The organism is Arthrobacter sp. 754 (assembly GCF_040548695.1).
Lineage (GTDB): Bacteria > Actinomycetota > Actinomycetes > Actinomycetales > Micrococcaceae > Arthrobacter.
Map to the genome: position 1 here is coordinate 764,379 of NZ_JBEPSC010000001.1, position 23,219 is coordinate 787,597.

Consider the following 23,219-nt stretch of genomic DNA (forward strand, 5'->3'; position numbering starts at 1 on the left):
TTACCAGACGTAGGCGAGGACTTCGCCGCCCACGCCCTTCTTGCCGGCTTGCTTATCAGTCAAGAGGCCGGAAGAGGTGGACAGGATTGCGACACCCAGGCCACCGAGCACGTGCGGGAGGTTGGTGGACTTTGCGTAAACGCGCAGTCCCGGCTTGGAAATACGGCGAACGCCAGCGATTGAACGCTCGCGGTTCGGTCCGAACTTGAGCTCGAGGGTCAGCTTCTTGCCAACCTCAGCGTCTTCTTCTTTCCAGGAGGCGATGTAACCTTCAGCCTTCAGGATGTCGGCAACGCGTGCCTTGAGCTTGCTGTACGGCATGGACACGGAATCGTGGTATGCCGAGTTTGCATTGCGCAGACGCGTAAGCATGTCTGCGACAGGATCTGTCATTGTCATGGTGGGCTCTTGCCCTTCCTCATAACGGTTTCCTCGGTGGCACTGGCGCAGTTGCCTGCGTCCGGCTGCCCCGAAGGACCTGTTACGTAGTTAGATTAGTCTTCGGCCTTGAACGGGAAACCAAGCGCCTTAAGCAGCGCGCGGCCTTCGTCATCGGTCTTGGCAGTGGTTACGACGGTGATGTCCATGCCACGAACGCGGTCGATGGAGTCCTGGTCGATTTCGTGGAACATAACCTGCTCGGTCAGACCGAAGGTGTAGTTGCCGTTGCCATCGAACTGCTTGCCGCTGAGGCCGCGGAAGTCGCGGATACGGGGCAGAGCCAGCGTGACCAGACGATCCAGGAATTCCCACATGCGGTCTCCACGCAGGGTAGCGTGTGCGCCGATGGGCATGCCTTCGCGCAGCTTGAACTGTGCGATCGACTTGCGGGCCTTGGTTACCTGCGGCTTCTGGCCGGTGATCAGGGTCAGATCGCGGACAGCGCCGTCGATCAGCTTGGAGTCCTTGGCGGCATCTCCAACACCCATGTTCACAACGACCTTCACCAGACGGGGAACCTGGTTAACGTTGCTGTACTTGAATTCCTCAACGAGCGTGCTCTTGATGGAATCGGCGTACTTGGTCTTCAGACGAGGAACGATCTTCGCTGCCGGAGTCTCGAGAGTCTCAGTCATTAGATGTCCTTCCCGGAGCTCTTGGCCACGCGAACCCGCACGTCCCGCTTCACGCCATTGCGCTCAACAGACTCGGTGCGGAAACCGACGCGGGTGGGCTTCTTGGTGGACGGGTCAACCAGAGCCACGTTGGAGATGTGGATCGAAGCTTCGACAACCTCGATGCCACCGGTCTTGGTGCCGCGCTGCGACTGACCGACCTTGGTGTGCTTGGTTACGCGGTTAATGCCTTCGACCAACACGCGGTTGGTCTCGGGGAATACGCGCAGAACCTTGCCCTGCTTGCCTTTGTCGCCGCCGCGCTCAGCCTTGGCGCCAGTGATGACCTGAACCAGGTCACCCTTTTTGATCTTAGCCATGGACTAAAGCACCTCCGGAGCCAGAGAAACGATCTTCATGAACTTCTTGTCACGGAGTTCACGACCAACCGGTCCGAAGATACGGGTACCGCGGGGGTCACCGTCAGCCTTCAGGATCACAGCTGCGTTCTCGTCAAACTTGATATAGGAACCATCCGCACGGCGGCGTTCCTTCTTGGTACGGACGATGACTGCCTTGACAACATCGCCCTTCTTTACGTTGCCGCCCGGAATTGCGTCCTTGACGGTGGCGACGATAACGTCGCCAATGCCTGCGTAGCGACGGCCAGATCCACCGAGAACGCGAATGGTAAGGATTTCCTTAGCACCCGTGTTGTCGGCGACCTTGAGTCGCGACTCCTGCTGAATCACTATTTACTCCTTGCGTCGCGCCGGTTCTCAGACCGAAAATCTTCCTACGGAATGAGCCTTGCGGAACGGTTGATCGGGGTGTCTCTTGACCTGCCTGGATTTTGCCAGACCAGGCCTAAACTCCCGTGCCAAAAACATTTGCTTCCCAGGCGGTCCGGACGGATCCGTTGCGCAAGGGGGCACTATGCCGTGGCACGATTGTTTACGAGGTAGATGACGGCGCACGAACGGCGCCATACAAACTCAATATCCTAGCACAGGAAAGCCCAGCCCCCATATCACAGGGGACTGCCACCGCCCAACGCGGAAGCCCATCGCCACTCCCCCGGACGCCCTGGCACTCCCTGCCGCTTTTCCATCGACCCTCTGGCACTTAATGCGCCTTTCCGGACAACCCTCTGTCACTTCCTCCCGCCCTGTGGACGAGAGGTGAGAGAGGGTTCCCCAAAAACCTGCGTTAAGTGACAGAGCGTCCAGGCAAGACGGACGACGGCGTCACGCACGGCAGGCTTTTGGCCCCCCTGACGCGCCGCTCACCCGAAAACCCGGCCCGCCGCCGGCGGGCAGTCGATAAAACCGTGCTGTGCGTGACAGCCGCCCAGCGCCGGCACGCCACCCGCTCCCCCGGACGCAGGAAACCCCCGCTCCCACAAAGGGGAACGGGGGCTTCCAAAGCAACTCTGGAACCAGAGCTGCAGGTGTTACTTGGCCTTTTCGAGGATCTCGACCAGGCGCCACCGCTTAGTAGCGGACAGCGGGCGGGTCTCGGCGAGGAGAACGAGGTCGCCGATGCCGGCGGTGTTCTCTTCGTCGTGAGCCTTGATTTTGGTGTTGCGGCGGATGACCTTGCCGTAAAGGGCGTGCTTCACGCGGTCCTCAACCTGGACAACGATGGTCTTTTCCATCTTGTCCGAGACCACGTAGCCGCGCTTCGTCTTACGGTCACCGCGCTCGGCAGCTGTAGCTGCCGCGGAAACAGTTTCCGTCACGTTCTCGTCCTTTTCAGTCACTTGGCATCCTCCTCGGTCTCAACCGTTTCAGCCTTGTCGGCCTTCTTGGTTGCTGCCTTCTTGGACTTCTTTTCTTCCTTGGCTTCCACAACGGGTGCGGCAACCTCGGCACGAATGCCCAGCTCGCGCTCACGGAGAACGGTGTAGATGCGTGCGATGTCCTTCTTTACCGCGCGCAGACGACCGTGGTTCTCCAGCTGACCGGTGGCGGACTGGAAACGCAGGTTGAACAGCTCTTCCTTAGCCTTACGGAGTTCTTCAACGAGGCGCTCGTTGTCGAACGTGTCCAGCTGTGCGGATGCAAGTTCCTTGGATCCTACTGCCATTTCTATTCACCACCTTCGCGACGCAAAATGCGTGCCTTCAACGGGAGCTTGTGGATTGCAAGGCGCAGGGCCTCGCGGGCTACCGATTCTTCGACGCCGGAGATCTCAAAGAGAACCCGGCCCGGCTTGACGTTAGCGACCCACCATTCCGGTGAACCCTTACCGGAACCCATGCGGGTTTCGGCAGGCTTCTTCGTGATAGGACGGTCCGGGTAAATGTTGATCCAGACCTTACCGCCACGCTTGATGTGGCGGGTCATCGCAATACGTGCAGACTCGATCTGACGGTTGGTAACGTATGCCGGGCTCAGAGCCTGGATGCCGTACTCACCGAAGGAGACCTTGGTGCCGCCAGTAGCAGTACCGGTACGACCCGGGTGGTGCTGCTTGCGGTGCTTGACTCGACGTGGGATAAGCATTTAAGCCTGTCCTCCTTCTACTGCAGCGGGTGCAGCCTCAACTGCCGGAGCGGCGGCAGCCGGAGCTGCCTCTGCTGCCGGACGGTCGGTACGACGGCGGCGGTCACCACGGTCAGCGCCGCCGGGACGGCCCGGACGGTCGCTGGGGCCGCGGCCACGGGACGGAGCAGCAGCTGCCTGCTGAGCCAGTTCCTTGGCGGTGACGTCACCCTTGTAGATCCAGACCTTCACGCCGATGCGGCCGAAGGTGGTCTTGGCCTCGTAGAAGCCGTAGTCGATGTTCGCACGGAGGGTGTGCAGGGGCACACGGCCTTCGCGGTAGAACTCCGAGCGGGACATTTCTGCGCCGCCCAGTCGACCGGAGCACGCAATACGGATGCCCTTGGCACCTGCACGCTGCGCGGACTGCATGGCCTTCTTCATCGCACGGCGGAAAGCCACGCGGGAAGTCAGCTGCTCAGCAACGCCCTGGGCAACAAGCTGTGCTTCCATCTCGGGGTTCTTGACCTCGAGGATGTTCAGCTGAACCTGCTTGCCGGTGAGCTTCTCCAGCTCGCCGCGGATGCGGTCTGCTTCGGCGCCACGGCGACCGATGACGATGCCGGGACGTGCCGTGTGGATATCCACGCGGACACGGTCACGGGTGCGCTCGATCTCAACCTTGGCGATACCGGCGCGCTCCATGCCAACGGACATGAGCTGGCGGATACGGATGTCTTCGCGAACGAAGTCCTTGTACCGCTGGCCGGCCTTGGTGCTGTCAGCAAACCAGTGCGATACGTGATCGGTGGTGATGCCGAGTCGGAACCCGTGCGGGTTAACTTTCTGTCCCACTTAGCGAGCCTCCTCTTTCTCCGGGGTAGCGACTACCACGGTGATGTGGCTCGTGCGCTTCTTGATCTGAAATGCACGACCCTGGGCTCGCGGCTGGAACCGCTTCATGGTCGGGCCTTCATCAACAAACGCTTCGCTGATGATGAGGTCACCTTCGTCAAACGCCACGCCGTCGCGGTCCGCGAGGACCCGGGCGTTGGAGATTGCCGACTGAACTACCTTGAATACCGGCTCCGAAGCTGCCTGGGGGGCAAACTTCAGAATTGCCAGAGCCTCATTCGCTTGCTTACCACGAACAAGGTTGACGACGCGCCGGGCCTTCATAGGCGTTACGCGGATGTGACGCGCAATTGCCTTGGCTTCCATTGCTTTCCTTCTCTCGTCTTTGACGTAAGTGCAGGCGCCTAGCGGCGCTTGCCCTTACGGTCGTCCTTGACATGGCCGCGGAATGTCCGCGTGGGAGCGAATTCGCCGAGCTTGTGCCCGACCATCGACTCAGTGACAAACACCGGAATGTGCTTGCGTCCGTCGTGTACGGCGATCGTGTGCCCGAGCATGTCGGGGATGATCATCGAACGGCGGGACCAGGTCTTAATGACGTTCTTGGTGCCCTTTTCGTTTTCCCTGTCCACCTTTACAAAGAGGTGCTGGTCAACGAAAGGACCTTTTTTCAGGCTGCGTGGCATGTGTCCAGGCTCCTATCGCTTGTTCTTGCCAGTACGACGGCGACGAACAATGAGTTTGTCGCTCTCTTTGTTGGGGCGGCGCGTGCGGCCTTCCCGCTTACCGTTCGGGTTGACGGGGTGACGTCCACCGGACGTCTTACCCTCGCCACCACCGTGCGGGTGGTCAACCGGGTTCATCGCGACACCACGGACGGTCGGGCGGACGCCCTTCCAGCGCATGCGGCCGGCCTTACCCCAGTTGATGTTCGACTGCTCGGCGTTGCCGACCTCGCCGACGGTTGCGCGGCAGCGCACGTCAACGTTGCGGATTTCGCCGGAAGGCAGACGCAGCTGGGCGAAGCGGCCTTCCTTGGCAACAAGCTGGATCGATGCGCCGGCGGAGCGGCCCATCTTGGCGCCGCCACCCGGACGCAGTTCAACTGCGTGGATTACGGTACCAACCGGGATGTTGAGCAGCGGCAGGTTGTTGCCGGGCTTGATGTCAGCACCGGACCCTGCTTCTACTACGTCACCCTGGGAGAGCTTGTTCGGGGCGATGATGTAACGCTTGGTGCCATCAACGTAGTGCAGGAGGGCGATGCGAGCCGTGCGGTTCGGATCGTACTCGATTTCGGCAACGCGGGCGTTGACGCCGTCTTTGTCGTGGCGACGGAAGTCGATCAGACGGTACTGGCGCTTGTGGCCACCACCCTTGTGACGGGTCGTGATCTTACCGGAGTTGTTACGGCCACCCTTTTTCGGGAGGGGACGTACCAACGACTTTTCCGGCGTCGACCGCGTGATTTCAGTGAAGTCCGCTACGCTCGAGCCACGACGGCCCGGGGTAGTCGGCTTGTATTTACGGATTCCCATAATTTATTTCCTCGTTAAAGTGGTCTCCGCTACGAGAGCGGACCGCCGAAGATGTCGATGGTGCCTTCTTTGAGGCTCACAATTGCACGCTTGGTGTTCTTGCGGGTACCCCATCCGAATTTGGTGCGCTTGCGCTTACCGGCACGGTTGATGGTGTTGATCGATTCGACCTTGACGGAGAAAATCTTCTCCACGGCCAGCTTGATCTCGGTCTTGTTCGAGCGGGGGTCCACCAGGAAGGTGTACTTGCCCTCATCGATCAGGCCGTAGCTTTTTTCCGATACGACGGGTGCAAGCACGACGTCGCGCGGGTCTTTGATGGTGGCTGCACTCACTTGGCATCCTCCTCGTTCTTAGCTACTGCCTTGTCAGCAACGAATGCTTCGTAGGCAGCCTTGGTGAAGACAACGTCGTCAGAGACGAGTACGTCGTAGGTGTTCAGCTGGTCTGCGTACAGAACGTGAACACCGGCGAGGTTGCGCACGGAAAGTGCTGCAACATCGTTGGCGCGCTCGATGACAACCAGCAGGTTCTTGCGCTCGGAAACTCCGCGCAAGGTTGCAAGTGCGTTCTTGACGGACGGCTTGGTGCCCTCCACCAGTTCAGCAACAACGTGGATGCGTCCGTTGCGGGCCCGGTCAGAGAGTGCGCCGCGCAGTGCAGCAGCAATCATCTTCTTGGGGGTGCGCTGGCTGTAGTCACGCGGTGTGGGACCGTGGACAACGCCACCACCGGTCATGTGAGGAGCACGGATTGAACCCTGACGGGCGCGGCCGGTGCCCTTCTGCTTGAACGGCTTGCGACCTGCACCGGAAACCTCGGCGCGGGTCTTGGTCTTGTGGGTACCCTGGCGAGCAGCAGCGAGCTGGGCAACGACGACCTGGTGCAGCAAAGGCACGTTGGTCTGTACGTCGAAGATCTCTGCGGGCAGGTCAACCTTGACAGTGCTAGTCATTGAACTAGGCTCCCTTCACGGCGGTGCGTACGAGTACGACCTGGCCGCGGGCGCCGGGGACGGCACCCTTGATCAGGAGCAGCGACTTCTCGACGTCAACTGCGTGAACCGTGAGGTTCAGCGTGGTGTGACGAACGGCGCCCATGCGGCCGGCCATTTTCATGCCCTTGAAGACGCGGCTCGGGGTGGATGCGCCACCGATTGAACCGGGCTTACGGTGGTTCTTGTGGGCACCGTGGGAAGCTCCAACGCCGTGGAAGCCGTGACGCTTCATAACACCGGCGAAGCCCTTACCCTTGGTGGTGCCAATAACGTCGATCTTCTGGCCGGCTTCGAAGAGCTCAACAGAAAGCTCCTGGCCCAGCTCGTAAGTGTCAGCATCTGCAGTGCGCAGTTCGACGACGTGGCGGCGAGGCGTGACGCCTGCCTTTTCAAAGTGACCAGCCAGCGGCTTGGTGACCTTGCGGGGATCGATCTGGCCGTAGCCGATCTGAACAGCGACATAGCCATCAGTGTCTGCGTTGCGCAGCTGGGTGATGACGTTCGAATCTGCCTGGACCACAGTGACGGGGATGAGCTTGTTGTTCTCGTCCCAGACCTGGGTCATGCCGAGCTTCGTGCCCAGCAGGCCCTTTACGTTACGGGTTGCGGTCATAGTCTCTCAGCACCTCCCTACAGCTTGATTTCGATGTTCACGTCTGCCGGCAGGTCGAGACGCATGAGCGAATCAACAGCCTTGGGCGTGGGATCGATGATGTCGATAAGACGCTTGTGCGTGCGCATTTCAAAGTGCTCGCGGCTGTCTTTGTACTTGTGCGGAGAGCGGATTACGCAGTAGATGTTCTTCTCCGTCGGAAGCGGCACGGGGCCAACTACCGTGGCGCCTGCGCGCGTGACCGTCTCAACGATCTTCCGTGCTGAAACATCAATGACCTCGTGGTCATATGACTTCAGCCGGATGCGGATTTTTTGTCCCGCCATGTCGCCTGACTCTCTTTCAGTTAGTGCTGCTCCGGTGAGGGCTGCTCTGTTTACTTGCGTGTTGCATGTGGCTGCCGAAGCATTTGAAGTCTGAACTGCCACCCGCCGCACAAGCTGAATCCGGAAGAATCCGGGTTCCTCAACCTGCCGGCGTAACCGACCCCCGCGGTCGGGCGTGTCGCGCTTGGCACGCATACAAATCCGCAGTTCCGTGGGGAGTGGGTTATGTTTGGTCTTCAACTTGGACCCTGACACCCGGCATTATCCGGATCGGGACACGAAGAAGCGCTTGAACAACTCATCTAGTATGCCGGATATTATGCGTAGAAGCGAATCTGGGCTATTGGGCCGAGGGGAGGCGCACGTTCCCGCGTTCGACGCCGTCCCTGCAGGTGGGGTCGCTGGCCGGCAGCACCGGCGGGTTCCCGCCGCAGTCCGTCCCGGGTCATTGCCTTCGGCAACATCCGAATGGATGATAAGGGAATGACCGTCGAACATGACGCTTCCGTGAGGAATCTGGCCGCCCGCCTGCCGCGCTCGTTCACCCTTGGGGTCGCGTCAGCAGCCTTCCAGATCGAAGGCGCGCTGTCGGCCGATGGCCGCGGCGCCTCAGGATGGGATGCCTTCGCAGAAAAGCCCGGCGCCATCATGGATGGACACTCCCCCGCGATGGCGTGCGACCATTACAACCGCTCTCCAGAAGACGTGGCACTGATGCGGGAGCTCGGCGTGGATTCCTACCGTTTTTCCATCTCATGGCCGCGGATCCAACCGGACGGCCGCGGTCCATATAACGAACAGGGCCTGGACTTCTACGACCGCCTGATCGACCAGTTGCTCGAAGCGGGCATCTCCCCCATGGCCACCCTGTACCACTGGGACACACCCCTGCCCCTGGAACACAGCGGCGGCTGGATGAACAGGGCCACCGCGGAGCGCTTCGCGGAGTACTCTGCAGCGGCCGGCCGCCGCTTTGGGGACCGGGTGGACCAGTGGGTCACCCTCAACGAACCTGCCTCCGTGGTGCTCAACGGCTACGCACTGGGCGTCCATGCTCCCGGTCAGGGCCTGCTTTTCGACGCTTTCCCCGCTGTCCACCACCAGCTACTCGCCCACGGCCTGGCCGTTCAGGCATTGCGGGCCGAAGGAGTCCGGGGCGGTGTTGGGGTAACAAACCTGCACTCCCCGGTCCAGCCGGCCACAGGCAAGATCACCGACAGGGCCGTCGCGAAGGTGTTCGACCTGATGCTGAACCGGATTTATGCCGATCCGATCCTTGTGGGCCGGTACCCTTCCTCTTTGCGTCTGGCCAAGCCATGGCTGCGTTCCTTCGGCAGGATCTCCGATGCCGATCTGAAGACGATCCACCAGCCTCTGGACTTCTACGGTGTCAACTACTACCAGCCGGTGCGGGTAGCGGCCGGGCGCGGCGCTTACGAAAGCATTGCCGTTCCCGCGGAAGCGATGGTCCGGATTCCTGCGCACCAGGTGCCGTTCCACGAGTACGGGACGACGGGTTTCGGCTGGCCGGTGGCCCCCGAGCACCTGGGCACCATGTTGCGCGAGCTCAAGGACCGCTACGGGGAGAACCTGCCACCGCTGTACATCACTGAAAGCGGCGCGAGCTTCCCTGAACCGGATCATGTGACGGGACCTATCCAGGACCATCAGCGGATCGATTACATTTCGGGGCACTTGCACCATGCCATGGAAGCGACCGCGCCCGGGGGGATTGCCCACGACGTCGATCTCCGCGGCTACTACGTCTGGACGCTGATGGACAACTTTGAATGGGCGGCCGGCTACTCCCAGCGGTTCGGGCTGGTGCACGTGGATTTCGAAACGTTGGAGCGGACCCCGAAGGAATCCTTCTACTGGTACCAGGCGCTCAGCCACGCCCGGAAATCGCGGCTGGGCTGACGCGTTTCGGCTCTCTGCCCGGCCGGCAGCCTACTGGTTCTTGTTCGCCCGGTTGATGCGCTTGGCGCGGTCAATCTCGTTGCGGAAATGCTTCTTGGCCCAGAACACTCCGGCCACCACTGCCGCTGCAATGATCAAAAAAATCAGCCATTCCATGATGTACTCCTCTCGCTCCCAGCAACAGTATCAGGGCCTGCCGGACGGCTCACGGGCTCCGGCAGGCTCCTGCCCTACGGGCTCAGGTCCGGCTTCCCCAGGCGCGTCACGTCCAGGCCCGTAACTTGGCGGGCCTACAGCCGGCCCTAGCGCTGGGCCGGCCGCCGGACCAGCTGCCGGGCCACGGTTCAGGCGCCAGACGGCAAAGACGATGAGCCCGGCAGCGATGACCGCCAGCAGCAGGAACGTATAGTTCCTCATCGCCCACAGGATGCAGGCGGCAACGCCGGCAGCACCCCACCAGACAAACAGTCGCTCCCCCAAGCCGAGTCCAGCCACCAGGAGCAGGGCAAGTAGTACCAGCACCCAGAGCTGCTGGCCGCCGGCGCCGCCGAACACCACGCCCAGCCCGCTTACTGACAGCAGCACAGACGCCGCACCCGCCAGGAAACGACCGGCGGGCCGGCTGCCGGAGGCATACCTCAGGGCAGCGAGACCGGCCGCCAGCAGCACATACCACTGAACCGCCCAGAACGGATCGGGCAGACCGGCCCACAGCCTGCCGGCGCCGCCTCCCTGCCCGTCAAGCTCGAAGAGGGCAGCACGCTGGACCGCTGCGGTCACCAAAATCGCGCCAACCTCGAAGACAACACGGCGCGACCAGGCCGGTGCCTCCCGGTAAGCAACCGCGACAGCGATGGCCAGCACTGCAGCCGCCGTCCAGGACGTTGCATCATGCCGGACCCCAACCAGGGCCGCGACGATGAGGCCGAGGAAAGCTGCCCCCGCCAGTGACCAGCGTCGTACCGGATCGTTCCCCAGCGGCCCGCTGCGGTAGAGCCTCGCAGCGTACAGGATGGCGGAAGCAGCCGCCGCCCCGCTCAGCCACGGCAGGAATACGCCCCAGGCACCAGGCAGGTCTGCATAAGCTTCGGCTGCAAGAATGACACCGCCGCCAACTGCCGCCAGGGCTGCCGGGGGGTAGTACTCCGGCACCTTCTCGACGTGTGAGGCAGTAAAACCGACGCCCGAAAGGACCAGTACCGCGCCGCCGGCCACCCAGTCCGCGGCAAGAGGCGAGACGATTAGGGCCACAGCGGCAGAGGATCCGGCCATGACCAGCCACAACCAGTGTTCAACGTCGTCCACACCCGCGTTCCGGTTCCGCCGAATGACGCCGGCAGCGGTCGAAATCACGGCAAGGAACAGCAGTACCGCAGTGGTTCCGGTGTGGCTCAGGACCGGGGACGCCAGGAACGTCCCGCCGAAAGTGACCAGCGGACCCAGCGCAAGCACCCAGAACAGTGCTGCGTAGACAGCGAAGTACAGGGCGCCCCGCGCGGCAAAGAGTTTTCTTGCCACTACGGAGGAAGCCACGAGCATCAGCAGTTCCAGCAGTACTACCCAGCGGCCGCCGTCGCCGTCCTGGGCGAGCAGCCCAGCCGTGCCTGGCTGCACGACGTACGCCAGGGGCAGCAGGGCCTGCCCTGCCAGGGTGATCCAGACTGCCGCCTGCTGGAACGGTACTTCGGACAGCCGAGAGCGCATCATCCAGCGGACCGCGTGCTGGGAGGCCAGCACCACAGCGAAAGTCAGGGACACCACTGTGGGCGAAGCTGTGATGTCGTAGCTGAGCACCAGCGCCAGAGCCGCAGTCAGCACGCGGGCAGCGACAAAGTACCAGCCCTTCCGGACACGCTGCGGCTCGGCCACCACCATCAGTGCGGAGTAAACGGCAAACACACCGATGATCAGTTCAATTTCGAGGAGGCCGCCGCCGGTCAGTGCCAGCAGCAGGACCAGGGCAGTGGGGGCCAGCCAGACGGCGCCGGATTCACTCCGGAGGAAATAGCCTGCGGCCGCGGCGCAGAGGGCCACGAGGACCACAGCCACGGTCCCCTGCCAGCCTGCCCAGTCACCCCCGGCAAAAGCGGCAGCGCAGGCGAGCTGGACAAGAAGGACAGCGCCGGCGTCCGCGAGAATGAAACGGGGCGCCCGACGGCGGGCGGCCGCGATCAGCGGAAAGCTCAGCTGGAGTGCCAGGACCGTCACGAGGACCGTGCCGGGATAAAGCACGTCCTGCGCGATGACCAGCGGGCCGCCCTCTTCCTGCAGTTGGTGGAACGCCGTGAGTGCGAGGACCGTGGCCGCCGCCCGGCCCAACCACCAGTAAGTCCAGCGGTGCTGGCGTGCGCGAAGTCGCGCAGCCGTGACCAGCAGATAGGCAACCACCAGGAGAAGCGCCAGATTTCCGGCAGCCTGGGACACGGCCTCGAACGCGACCGCAGCGGTGACCAGGGACATGCCAAGCGGCAAGGCTTCCCACACCGTGGCAGACCAGCCCCGTTCCGCGGCGGGCCGTGGAACCAGCAGCGTCCCGACGACGAGTGCTGCTACCAGCTGGACGAGCAGTCCGGCGGCCGTAAGGGTCCGGTCGGGCGACGCCTCCAAGGCCGCCAGCCCGATCAGGACCAGCATCCCGCCGCCACCGAAAACTCCAAGGGTGGCCTGCGGCGCCAACGTCCGGACCCGTGAACGCTCCAGGATTGCGGTCACAAGCTGCTGGCACACCAGTGCAACCAGCAGGGCGAACACGGAAGCCTCCGCCCACCCCGGACTGTCATCCAGCACCGCCGCGACCGTCACGGGAACCGCCAAGGTCAGGGCCAGCCGGGCACCCGTGATCAGGCGGCCCCGAAAATCACCCGCGGAGTACACGCCGCGGACCGCCCAGTAGCCGGCCGAGAGGACCAGCAGGACAGCCAGCGGCCATGCGCCCATCGAAGGAGACGCGACAACTGCCAATGCCAGCCCGGCTACGGGCGCCCATTCGCTCCGGCCCGCCCACCTGAGGGCAAGCACCATGCCCGTGGCCACAGACAGCGCTACCGGAACCCACAGCGGCACAGAACCCGCGTCCACTGCCCCGAAGGCGGCACCGCGAAGGATTCGGACACCAACTTCTTGGAGGCAATACAACGCCGCTGCCCCGATCTGCAGTCCAAAAGTCAACGACGCGTCGACGCGCCAGCGCCCGCCGCTCTGGCCCGGCGCGTCCTGGACGGCCGGCAAGTCAGTTGTGGGGGGCTGCGGGAACCAAGCGGCCAGCCGCTCTGACAGCAACGCCACTGCCACAGCCTGGACGGCAAGCAGGGCGGCGGCAGCAAGCAGAGCGACACTCCCACGGCCGCTCAGGTGCCAGACCTCGACGACGCCGGCAAGGGTGAGGGCGGCACGTGCACCGTAGAGGTTGAGCAGCCTCAGCCGAGCGGGAACCACCGGGCTCAACGGAGCCGCAGACATCAGTGCGAAGTACAGTCCGCACATTCCCATGACCAAGGCGTATTCCGCCTTGTCCAGCCGTACGGGCAGGAACGTGGCGGTGGCCGCCACAGCCGGAACCAACATCGGGTGCAGCACCGTCAGCGGCCTGACGTAAACCGGCGGCAACCAGCCCGGCCTGACCAGAGCAAGCGCCGTCAGGATGACGGCGACGCCTATGAGTACGGCGAAGTACCAGACCAACGCACCGCCAAGGACGGAGACACCGGAGCACGCGGCAGATGCAACGAAGGTAAGCGAGAGGTACACCAGCACCCGGCTTTCGAGGCGCACCGCTGCCGCTACGTAGCCGGCCGTGCCGATCAACGACGTGATCAGCCAGGCAGCCGGGCCGTCGTGCAGGGCGAAGTTGTACAGAGCGAGTCCGGTCACGGGAACCATAGCCAGGCCCGTGCCTGTAAAGGCCACTGCCGCTGGTTTGAGCCGGGGCACCCGGGCAAGAAGCACAAACCCCGCACCGTAGAACAGCGCGGTCACAACGCAGACACCCGCGAAGCGCAGCACCGGTGGCAGGCTCGTACCAATGAACAACGCAGCAGCTGCCACCAACAACAGGCTGGCGACATACAGGGTGATGTTGATGTTCTGGCGGTCCCGTTTTTCCCGCCGCGCCTGCCGCTCGGCGGGCGTCTCCGAGACCGCACGGGGCACGGCAACCCGGGGGCGGCCAGGCAGACGTGGGGAACCGGAACGTGGGTGCAAGGGCGACAGCGGGGGTGACGGCGAAACCGGCGGAGCCGGAACAGTCACCCGCACAGGAGGTTCGGGGGTCGTCGCAGGTGGAGGCGGCGATACTTCAGCGAACGGCAACGCCGGCGCCAAGGGGCCAGTGGCTTCCGAGGCAGGCACTGACGGTGCCCGCGCGGGCACACTGCCCGCCGTCGTCAGGCCCTGAACCCTGGCCATGGCGTCCAGCCACCCCTGCAGGTGGCCGGCACGATAGCCCGCTTCGTAAGATTCATCGTCCACGATGGTCCCTCTCCCGAAGACAGGCCGTCTGTCCGGTTTGAACTTGAACATTAATCCAATGACTGGATTAACTGTAGCAAAGAACAGCCCCGCTGCACCAGCAGCGGGGCTGTTCCAAACTTCACCTCAGGCCGTCAGACGGCCTTGCGGTTCAGCGATCAATCACAGATCAGCAAGAAGTTACTTGATGATCTTGGTGACGCGTCCTGAACCAACGGTGCGGCCGCCTTCGCGGATAGCGAAGCCGAGGCCCTCTTCCATGGCGATGGGCTGGATGAGCGCAACGGTCATCTCAGTGTTGTCGCCAGGCATAACCATTTCCGTGCCCTCAGGCAGGGTGATAACGCCGGTTACGTCCGTGGTGCGGAAGTAGAACTGCGGGCGGTAGTTGGAGTAGAACGGGTTGTGACGCCCGCCTTCGTCCTTGGAGAGGATGTAGACGTTAGCCTCGAAGTCGGTGTGCGGGGTGATGGAACCCGGCTTGACGACAACCTGGCCACGCTCTACGTCATCACGCTTCAGACCGCGGAGCAGGAGGCCACAGTTCTCGCCGGCCCATGCTTCGTCGAGCTGCTTGTGGAACATCTCGATACCGGTAACCGTGGTCTTCTGGACCGGGCGGATGCCGACGATCTCGACCTCGGAGTTGATGGCGAGGGTTCCACGCTCGGCGCGGCCCGTAACAACGGTGCCACGGCCGGTGATCGTGAAGACGTCTTCGATCGGCATCAGGAAGGGCTTGTCACGGTCACGAACGGGGTCCGGTACCGAGTTGTCGACAGCTTCCATGAGGTCCTCGACGGACTTGACCCAAACCGGGTCGCCTTCGAGGGCCTTCAGGCCGGAGACGCGAACGACGGGTGCTTCGTCGCCATCGAAGCCCTGAGCGGAAAGCAGCTCACGAACTTCCATTTCAACGAGGTCCAGCAGTTCTTCGTCGTCAACCATGTCCGACTTGTTCAGAGCAACCAGCAGGTAGGGAACGCCAACCTGGCGGGCGAGCAGGACGTGCTCGCGGGTCTGAGCCATCGGGCCGTCAGTGGCGGCAACCACGAGGATTGCACCGTCCATCTGTGCAGCACCGGTGATCATGTTCTTGATGTAGTCAGCGTGACCCGGAGCGTCTACGTGTGCGTAGTGGCGCTTCTCGGTCTGGTACTCAACGTGGGAGATGTTGATGGTAATGCCGCGCTGACGCTCTTCGGGAGCAGAGTCAATGGACGCGAAGTCGCGCTGCTCGTTGAGTGTCGGGTACTTGTCGTACAGCACCTTGGAAATCGCGGCCGTCAACGTCGTCTTACCGTGGTCAACGTGACCAATGGTGCCGATGTTAACGTGCGGCTTAGTCCGCTCGAACTTTGCCTTTGCCACAGGTTCCTCCTAGAACGTTTTCAAATGACTTACCCTTCGACCGCGCTTGTCGCGGCGAAACTTTGAGTAAGTCTACTTGGGGGGCTTTGGATTGATGAAATTGCAGATTCAGGAACTAATACTAGTCCCACGAGCCTGTCGGTGCAGATGGCCGGCCCCGGCTGGACCGGATGGCACTGACCGGGGAGCCGGCCATCTGCACCAGGTGGGTTTCCGGAACCGGAAACGCACCCGAGTTTGTTGCTGCGAGAGCCTGGAGGCTACTCGCCGCGGTTCTTCTGGATGATCTCGTCGGCGTATGCCTTCGGGACCTCGGCGTAGCTGTGGAACGTCATGGAGTACACAGCGCGGCCCTGGGTCTTAGAGCGCAGGTCACCGATGTAGCCGAACATGCCGGACAGCGGGACGTGCGCGCGGATGACCTTGACGCCCTGGGCATCTTCCATGGACTGCATCTGGCCACGGCGGGAGTTGAGGTCACCGATAACTTCACCCATGTATTCCTCAGGGGTGCGGACCTCGACATCCATCAGCGGTTCGAGCAGGATGGGGTTCGCCTTGCGGGCAGCTTCCTTGAAAGCCATCCGGCCGGCGATCTTGAACGCCATTTCCGAGGAGTCAACATCGTGGTACGCGCCGTCAATCAGCGTGGCCTTGATGCCGACAACCGGGTAACCGGCCAGGACGCCGTCGTTCAGTGCATCCTGGATACCGGCGTCCACCGACGGGATGTATTCGCGGGGAATACGGCCACCGGTGACCTTGTTCTCGAACTCGTACAGCTCGCCTTCGGACGTGTCCAAAGGAGCGATCGCAATCTGGATCTTTGCGAACTGGCCCGAACCACCGGTCTGCTTCTTGTGCGTGTAGTCGTGACGCTCTACAGCACGCTTGATGGTTTCGCGGTAAGCAACCTGCGGCTTGCCCACGTTTGCCTCGACCTTGAATTCGCGGCGCATGCGGTCCACCAGGATGTCCAGATGGAGCTCGCCCATGCCGGCGATGATGGTCTGACCGGTGTCTTCGTTGAGGGAGACCTGGAAGGTCGGGTCCTCAGCGGAGAGCTTCTGGATGGCCGTGGAGAGCTTCTCCTGGTCTCCCTTGGTGTTCGGCTCGATCGCAACAGAGATCACGGGCTCCGGGAAGCTCATGGACTCGAGGACGATCTGGTTGGAGGAGTCGCACAGGGTGTCGCCCGTGGTGGTGTCCTTCAGGCCGATCGCTGCGTAGATGTGGCCAGCGGTAGCGCCGTCAACCGGCATTTCCTTGTTGGCGTGCATCTGGAACAGCTTGCCGATGCGCTCTTTCTTGCCCTTGGTGGAGTTGACCACCTGCGAGCCTGCTTCCACGTGACCGGAGTACACGCGGATGAAGGTGAGCTGACCGAAGAACGGGTGCGTGGCAATCTTGAACGCCAGAGCCGAGAACGGCTCCTCGGAAGACGGCTTGCGCGTCAGTTCCTTCTCTTCGTCGCGGGGATCGTGACCGATCATCGGCGGGACGTCGAGCGGGTTCGGCAGGTAGTCGACGACGGCGTCAAGCATCGGCTGGACACCGCGGTTCTTGAAGGCAGAGCCACAGAACACGGGGTACAGCTCGGAGTTGATCGTCATCTTGCGGATGCCGGCCTTGAGCTCTTCCTCGGAGATTTCTTCACCTTCGAGGTACTTCTCCATGAGCTCTTCGGAGGACTCTGCAACGGTCTCAACGAGCGTTGCGCGGTACTCTTCAGCCTTCTCCTTGAGGTCAGCCGGGATCTCCTGGATCTCGTACTTGGCACCCATGGTGACGTCACCCTTGGAGTCGCCGGGCCAGACCAGTGCGCGCATGTAGAGCAGGTCGACGACGCCGATGAAGTCGTTCTCGGCACCGATCGGGAGCTGCATGACGAGCGGCTTGGCCCCGAGGCGGCCGATGATGGTGTCTACGGTGAAGTAGAAGTCAGCACCGAGCTTGTCCATCTTGTTGACGAAGCAGATACGCGGAACGTTGTACTTGTCAGCCTGGCGCCAGACGGTCTCGGACTGCGGCTCAACGCCTTCCTTGCCATCGAAAACGGCAACAGCGCCGTCGAGGACGCGCAGGGAGCGCTCAACCTCAACGGTGAAGTCAACGTGGCCGGGGGTGTCGATGATGTTGATCTGGTTGTTTTCCCAGAAGCAGGTCACGGCGGCAGACGTGATGGTGATGCCGCGTTCCTTTTCCTGTTCCATCCAGTCAGTGGTCGAAGCGCCGTCGTGCGTTTCGCCGATCTTGTGGTTCACACCTGTGTAGAACAGGATGCGCTCGGTGGTGGTGGTCTTGCCGGCATCAATGTGGGCCATGATGCCGATATTGCGGACCTTACTAAGGTCGGTAAGCACGTCCTGTGCCACGGTGTCTCCCTTTCGGATGGACTGCACGTTCGCCGCCGGCTCTGTTGAGCCGGCGGCGTCCGGGAAGTATTACCAGCGGTAGTGTGCGAAGGCCTTGTTGGACTCGGCCATCTTGTGGGTGTCTTCGCGACGCTTCACAGCGGCACCGAGACCATTCGAGGCATCCAGGATTTCGTTCTGGAGGCGCTCGGTCATGGTCTTTTCGCGGCGGGCCTTGGAGTAGCCAACCAGCCAACGCAGTGCGAGGGCGGTGGAGCGGCCCGGCTTGACCTCAACCGGAACCTGGTAGGTGGCGCCGCCAACGCGGCGTGAGCGGACCTCGAGGGAAGGCTTGACGTTCTCCATGGCCTTCTTGAGGGCTGCTACGGGGTCGCCGCCGGACTTGGCGCGGGCGCCTTCGAGGGCACCGTAAACGATGCGCTCTGCGGTGGACTTCTTGCCGTCAACGAGAACCTTGTTGATCAACTGAGTGACCAGCGGGGAGCCGTAAACGGGATCTAGTACGAGCGGCCGCTTGGGGGCCGGACCCTTGCGAGGCATATTACTTCTTCTCCATCTTTGCGCCGTAGCGGCTGCGTGCCTGCTTACGGTTCTTCACACCCTGGGTATCGAGGGCGCCACGGACGATCTTGTAGCGGACACCCGGAAGGTCCTTAACACGACCACCGCGAACGAGCACAATGGAGTGCTCCTGCAGGTTGTGGCCTACACCGGGGATGTAAGCGGTAACTTCAATGCCACCGTTGAGGCGCACGCGTGCGACCTTACGAAGAGCCGAGTTCGGCTTCTTGGGGGTGGTGGTGTAAACGCGGGTGCAAACACCGCGGCGCATCGGGCTGCCGTTCAGGGCAGGGGCCTTGGTCTTTTTGACCTTCGGCGTGCGGCCCTTGCGGACCAGCTGGTTAATCGTAGGCACTCTCGTGTTCTCCGTTGGTTTGATCTCTACCGGTGCATTCGGGCGTCAGCCCTTGTGTTGCACCGGTTTGGCGTTGTCCCTGCAGCCGTGAGGTCTAGAATCTTGCTTAGGCGTGCAAAAGCGTGGCATTCGTTGCGCACCTAGCCCGCAACCCGGAAACAAGCTCCCACCGAAGCATCATGAGAACAAAACCAAAATGATGCTGCGGCGGCCTTCATCCACTGCCACACAGAACAATTACACAAAGTCTAGCACGGCTTGCCCGAGCGCCTGAATCGGGTGTATATGACAGCGCCGCCTCCCGCCGTCGTACCTTAAACAGCAACGCGGGGTCACTCCGGGCCCAATCCGAGGTGTGGATTGGGCCGTAAGTGACCCCGCGTTGCTTTAGCGGTTAGCGGAAGTCGTTACCGAGATCGTAGTCATCCAGCGGGATGGCGTGGAACTCAGGAGCTCCGTCGCCGCCCAGGGAATCGTACGAGAAGTCACTGAATGCGCTCGGGCCGGTGAACAGGTTGGCCTTTGCTTCCTCAGTGGGCTCGACGGTGACCTCGGTGTAGCGCGGGAGACCCGTGCCGGCCGGGATCAGCTTACCGATGATGACGTTCTCCTTGAGGCCGAGCAGCGGATCGCTCTTGCCTTCCATGGCCGCCTGCGTCAGGACGCGGGTGGTCTCCTGGAAGGAAGCTGCGGACAGCCAGGACTCGGTGGCCAGGGACGCCTTGGTGATGCCCATGAGCTCAGGACGTCCGGAAGCCGGAGTCTTGCCCTCGGACACAACGCGGCGGTTGGCCTCCTCGAAGCGGCTGCGCTCGGCGAGTTCGCCGGGCAGCAGGTCCGATTCGCCGGACTCGATGACCGTGACGCGGCGCAGCATCTGGCGGACGATAACCTCGACGTGCTTGTCGTGGATACCGATGCCCTGGCTGCGGTACACGCCCTGGACCTCGTCCACCAGGAACTTCTGTGCAGCACGGGGGCCCATGATGCGCAGAACCTGCTTGGGATCCACCGGTCCGTTGATCAGCTTCTGGCCGACGGTGACGTGATCGCCATCTTCGATCAGCAGGCGTGAACGGCGCAGGACCGGGTAAGCGATCTCTTCTGTTCCGTCATCCGGGGTGATGACCAGGCGCATCTGGCGCTCGGACTCTTCGATGGTGATGCGGCCGGCTGCTTCAGCAATCGGTGCAACACCCTTGGGAGTACGGGCTTCGAAGAGCTCCTGGATACGAGGCAGACCCTGGGTGATGTCGTCGCCACCGCTGGCGGAAACAGCACCACCGGTGTGGAACGTACGCATGGTCAGCTGCGTGCCGGGCTCACCGATGGACTGTGCGGCGATGATGCCCACAGCCTCGCCGATGTCCACGGTCTTGCCGGTGGCCAGCGAACGGCCGTAGCACAGGGCGCAGGTGCCGACGCTGGACTCACAGGTGAGTACGGAGCGGACCTTGACCTCGGTGATGCCGGCTGCGAACAGCTCAGCGATTACGACGTCGCCGCAGTCGGTGCCGCCGGCCGCCAGGACATTGCCCTTGGAGTCCACAACATCAACAGCGAGCGTACGGGCGTAGGCGCTGTTCTCGACGTTCTCGTCCAGAACCAGCTCGCCGTTGGCGTCCGGGACAGCGATGGGCGTGACCAGGCCACGCTCAGTGCCGCAGTCCTCTTCGCGAACGATGACATCCTGCGAGACGTCCACCAGACGACGGGTCAGGTAACCCGAGTTGGCGGTACGCAGCGCGGTGTCAGCCAGACCCTTACGGGCACCGTGCGTGGCGATGAAGTATTCCAGCACCGACAGGCCCTCGCGGTAGGAGGACTTGATGGGACGCGGGATGATCTCACCCTTAGGGTTGGCCACCAGGCCACGGATACCCGCGATCTGACGGACCTGCATCCAGTTACCACGTGCACCGGAGGACACCATGCGGTTGATGGTGTTCATCGGTGAGAGGTTGTCACGCATCGCCTGGGCGATCTCGTTCGTTGCCTTGTTCCAGATCTCGATCAGTTCCTGGCGACGCTCGTCGTCGTCGATCAGGCCCTTGTCGTACTGGCCCTGGATCTTGGCGGCCATGGTTTCGTAGCCGGCAAGGATCTGCGGCTTGTCCTTGGGTACCTCGATGTCCGAGATGGCAACGGTAACGCCCGAGCGGGTGGCCCAGTAGAAACCGGCATCCTTCAGGTTGTCCAGCGTTGCCGCCGTGACCACCTTCGGGTAGCGCTCTGCGAGGTCGTTGACGATCGTGGACAGTTCGCCCTTGTCTGCAACATTCTCAACCCACGGGTAATCCGCGGGCAGCGTCTGGTTGAAGATGACCTGGCCCAGGGAGGTCTGGACGAGAACCGGCTGGCCGGCTTCCCAGCCTTCCGGAGCTTCCCAGCCCGCGTACGGAACGAAGCCTTCAAGGCGGATCTTGACCTGCGAGTTCAGGTGCAGCTCGCGGAGGTCGTAGGCCATGATGGCTTCCGAAACGGACGAGAAGACGCGGCCTTCGCCAGCTGAACCGACACGCTTGGTGGTCAGGTGGTAAAGGCCGATGATCATATCCTGCGAAGGCAGGGTGACCGGGCGTCCGTCAGAGGGCTTCAGGATGTTGTTCGAGGACAGCATCAGGATGCGTGCCTCAGCCTGGGCCTCGGGGCTCAGCGGCAGGTGGACTGCCATCTGGTCGCCGTCGAAGTCAGCGTTGAAGGCGCCACAAACCAGCGGGTGCAGCTGGATTGCCTTACCTTCAACAAGCTGGGGTTCGAACGCCTGGATACCGAGGCGGTGCAGGGTAGGTGCACGGTTGAGCAGCACCGGGTGTTCGGTGATGATCTCTTCGAGCACGTCCCAGACCTGCGGACGGTAACGCTCGACCATACGCTTGGCCGACTTGATGTTCTGGGCGTGGTTGAGGTCAACCAGGCGCTTCATCACGAACGGCTTGAAGAGCTCCAGCGCCATCTGCTTGGGCAGGCCACACTGGTGCAGCTTCAGCTGCGGGCCGACGACGATGACCGAACGGCCGGAGTAGTCGACGCGCTTGCCGAGGAGGTTCTGGCGGAAACGGCCCTGCTTGCCCTTGAGCATGTCGCTCAGGGACTTCAGCGGACGGTTGCCCGGTCCGGTGACCGGACGGCCGCGGCGGCCGTTGTCGAAGAGGCTGTCAACGGCTTCCTGAAGCATGCGCTTCTCGTTGTTGACGATGATCTCCGGAGCACCCAGGTCAAGCAGCCGCTTGAGACGGTTGTTGCGGTTGATCACGCGGCGGTAGAGGTCGTTGAGGTCGGAGGTCGCGAAGCGGCCACCGTCCAGCTGGACCATCGGGCGCAGTTCCGGCGGGATTACCGGGACGGCATCCAGAACCATGCCAAGCGGGCTGTTGTTGGTGGTCAGGAACGCGTTGACCACCTTCAGGCGCTTCAGGGCGCGGGTCTTGCGCTGGCCCTTGCCGTTGGCGATGATGTCGCGCAGCAGGTCCGACTCGGCCTGCATGTCGAAGTTCTCAAGACGCTTCTTGATGGCTTCGGCACCCATGGAGCCTTCGAAGTACATGCCGTAACGGTCGCGCAGTTCGCGGTAGAGGCCTTCGTCGCCTTCAAGGTCAGCGACCTTGAGGTTCTTGAAGCGGTCCCAGACCTGCTCGAGCCGCTCGATCTCGGCGTCGGCGCGCTTGCGCACGTTGGCCATCTGGCGGTCGGCGGAGTCGCGGGCCTTCTTCTTGTCGGCAGCCTTGGCACCTTCACCTTCGAGGCGCGCGATCTCGTTTTCGAGGTCACGGGCGATCGTGGCGATGTCGGAGTCGCGGTTGTCGATCAGCTGCTTCTTCTCGATGTCGTGCTCAACCTGCAGGTTGGGCAGTTCCTCGTGGCGTGCGTCAGCGTCAACGCTGGTGATCATGTAGGCAGCGAAGTAGATGACCTTTTCGAGGTCCTTCGGCGCCAGGTCAAGGAGGTAGCCCAGGCGGGACGGAACACCCTTGAAGTACCAGATGTGCGTGACCGGGGCGGCCAGCTCGATGTGGCCCATGCGCTCACGGCGGACCTTGGCGCGGGTAACTTCAACGCCACACCGCTCGCAGATGATGCCCTTGAAGCGCACGCGCTTGTACTTACCGCAGTAGCATTCCCAGTCGCGGGAAGGGCCGAAGATCTTCTCGCAGAAGAGGCCGTCCTTCTCGGGCTTGAGCGTGCGGTAGTTGATGGTTTCCGGCTTCTTAACCTCGCCGTACGACCAGCCACGGATGTCTTCCGCGGTGGCGAGGCCGATCTGCATGAGGCCGAAGGAGGATTCGCTGGACATATGGTC

Annotated in this window: 23 protein-coding genes; 1 reads left to right on the plus strand and 22 read right to left on the minus strand. The window is 62.4% G+C overall.

All coding sequences use genetic code 11. The annotated features are described in order from the left end of the window. The 15 genes from rpsH to rpsJ form a co-directional block, all read right to left on the minus strand. Positions 1–399, minus strand: coding sequence for a 30S ribosomal protein S8 (gene rpsH / locus ABIA70_RS03610; RefSeq protein WP_056425243.1), 399 nt, complete (start codon positions 397–399; stop codon positions 1–3). Positions 400–494: 95 nt separating this feature from the next. Further along, entirely contained in the window at positions 495–1,076 is a 582-nt protein-coding gene (gene rplE / locus ABIA70_RS03615) for a 50S ribosomal protein L5 (RefSeq protein ID WP_056344366.1), read from the minus strand. Then, entirely contained in the window at positions 1,076–1,435 is a 360-nt protein-coding gene (rplX, locus tag ABIA70_RS03620) for a 50S ribosomal protein L24 (RefSeq protein WP_354146209.1), read from the minus strand. Before rplX ends, rplE begins: the two co-directional genes overlap by 1 nt. A 3-nt stretch (positions 1,436–1,438) precedes the next feature. Next, on the minus strand, positions 1,439–1,807 hold the full coding sequence (gene rplN, locus ABIA70_RS03625; RefSeq protein ID WP_024366126.1) for a 50S ribosomal protein L14: 369 nt from the start codon (positions 1,805–1,807) through the stop codon (positions 1,439–1,441). A gap of 701 nt (positions 1,808–2,508) precedes the next feature. Beyond that, on the minus strand, positions 2,509–2,817 hold the full coding sequence (gene rpsQ / locus ABIA70_RS03630) for a 30S ribosomal protein S17 (RefSeq protein WP_354146210.1): 309 nt from the start codon (positions 2,815–2,817) through the stop codon (positions 2,509–2,511). Continuing rightward, positions 2,814–3,143: a 50S ribosomal protein L29 gene (gene rpmC, locus ABIA70_RS03635; RefSeq protein WP_275212244.1), complete on the minus strand. Its 330-nt coding sequence runs from the start codon at positions 3,141–3,143 to the stop codon at positions 2,814–2,816. The genes rpsQ and rpmC overlap by 4 nt, the downstream gene beginning before the upstream one ends. A 2-nt stretch (positions 3,144–3,145) precedes the next feature. Beyond that, complete coding sequence (gene rplP, locus ABIA70_RS03640; RefSeq protein WP_354146211.1) at positions 3,146–3,562, minus strand: 50S ribosomal protein L16; 417 nt, start codon at positions 3,560–3,562, stop codon at positions 3,146–3,148. Beyond that, on the minus strand, positions 3,563–4,396 hold the full coding sequence (gene rpsC / locus ABIA70_RS03645) for a 30S ribosomal protein S3 (RefSeq protein ID WP_354146212.1): 834 nt from the start codon (positions 4,394–4,396) through the stop codon (positions 3,563–3,565). It abuts the gene before it with no gap. Next, the gene (rplV, locus tag ABIA70_RS03650; RefSeq protein WP_003803798.1) at positions 4,397–4,762 is read right to left on the minus strand and encodes a 50S ribosomal protein L22; all 366 of its coding nucleotides are present in this window, start codon (positions 4,760–4,762) and stop codon (positions 4,397–4,399) included. 38 nt (positions 4,763–4,800) lie between these two features. Continuing rightward, entirely contained in the window at positions 4,801–5,082 is a 282-nt protein-coding gene (gene rpsS, locus ABIA70_RS03655; protein ID WP_011692805.1) for a 30S ribosomal protein S19, read from the minus strand. 12 nt (positions 5,083–5,094) lie between these two features. After that, positions 5,095–5,934, minus strand: coding sequence for a 50S ribosomal protein L2 (gene rplB, locus ABIA70_RS03660; RefSeq protein WP_056344386.1), 840 nt, complete (start codon positions 5,932–5,934; stop codon positions 5,095–5,097). Between the two features lie 29 nt (positions 5,935–5,963). Continuing rightward, positions 5,964–6,269 (minus strand): 50S ribosomal protein L23, encoded by a 306-nt coding sequence (gene rplW, locus ABIA70_RS03665; protein ID WP_018773664.1) that lies wholly within the window; start codon positions 6,267–6,269, stop codon positions 5,964–5,966. Then, positions 6,266–6,889 (minus strand): 50S ribosomal protein L4, encoded by a 624-nt coding sequence (gene rplD / locus ABIA70_RS03670; RefSeq protein ID WP_108599009.1) that lies wholly within the window; start codon positions 6,887–6,889, stop codon positions 6,266–6,268. The genes rplW and rplD overlap by 4 nt, the downstream gene beginning before the upstream one ends. 4 nt (positions 6,890–6,893) lie before the next feature. After that, entirely contained in the window at positions 6,894–7,544 is a 651-nt protein-coding gene (gene rplC, locus ABIA70_RS03675; protein ID WP_108599010.1) for a 50S ribosomal protein L3, read from the minus strand. A 17-nt stretch (positions 7,545–7,561) separates the two neighbouring features. Further along, positions 7,562–7,870, minus strand: a complete 309-nt coding sequence (gene rpsJ, locus ABIA70_RS03680; protein ID WP_038464699.1) for a 30S ribosomal protein S10 — start codon at positions 7,868–7,870, stop codon at positions 7,562–7,564. A 483-nt stretch (positions 7,871–8,353) separates the two neighbouring features. Between rpsJ and ABIA70_RS03685 the strand changes: the two genes are divergently transcribed. Further along, positions 8,354–9,790 (plus strand): GH1 family beta-glucosidase, encoded by a 1,437-nt coding sequence (locus ABIA70_RS03685; protein ID WP_354146213.1) that lies wholly within the window; start codon positions 8,354–8,356, stop codon positions 9,788–9,790. A gap of 30 nt (positions 9,791–9,820) precedes the next feature. Here ABIA70_RS03685 and ABIA70_RS03690 read toward each other — a convergent pair whose 3' ends face one another. From ABIA70_RS03690 to ABIA70_RS03720, 7 genes are all read right to left on the minus strand, one after another. Next, positions 9,821–9,946, minus strand: coding sequence for a hypothetical protein (locus tag ABIA70_RS03690; protein ID WP_258229142.1), 126 nt, complete (start codon positions 9,944–9,946; stop codon positions 9,821–9,823). Between the two features lie 30 nt (positions 9,947–9,976). Then, a complete protein-coding gene (locus ABIA70_RS03695; RefSeq protein ID WP_354146214.1) occupies positions 9,977–14,257 on the minus strand; it encodes a hypothetical protein in 4,281 nt (1,426 codons plus the stop codon). 180 nt (positions 14,258–14,437) lie between these two features. Next, a complete protein-coding gene (gene tuf, locus ABIA70_RS03700; protein ID WP_108600234.1) occupies positions 14,438–15,628 on the minus strand; it encodes an elongation factor Tu in 1,191 nt (396 codons plus the stop codon). A 260-nt stretch (positions 15,629–15,888) separates the two neighbouring features. After that, the gene (gene fusA / locus ABIA70_RS03705) at positions 15,889–18,003 is read right to left on the minus strand and encodes an elongation factor G (RefSeq protein ID WP_354146215.1); all 2,115 of its coding nucleotides are present in this window, start codon (positions 18,001–18,003) and stop codon (positions 15,889–15,891) included. Positions 18,004–18,072: 69 nt separating this feature from the next. Further along, positions 18,073–18,543 (minus strand): 30S ribosomal protein S7, encoded by a 471-nt coding sequence (gene rpsG / locus ABIA70_RS03710; protein WP_011692813.1) that lies wholly within the window; start codon positions 18,541–18,543, stop codon positions 18,073–18,075. Position 18,544: 1 nt separating this feature from the next. After that, positions 18,545–18,919: a 30S ribosomal protein S12 gene (gene rpsL, locus ABIA70_RS03715; RefSeq protein ID WP_018773658.1), complete on the minus strand. Its 375-nt coding sequence runs from the start codon at positions 18,917–18,919 to the stop codon at positions 18,545–18,547. A 394-nt stretch (positions 18,920–19,313) separates the two neighbouring features. Then, positions 19,314–23,213 (minus strand): DNA-directed RNA polymerase subunit beta', encoded by a 3,900-nt coding sequence (locus ABIA70_RS03720; RefSeq protein ID WP_354146216.1) that lies wholly within the window; start codon positions 23,211–23,213, stop codon positions 19,314–19,316. Positions 23,214–23,219 lie beyond the last annotated feature (6 nt).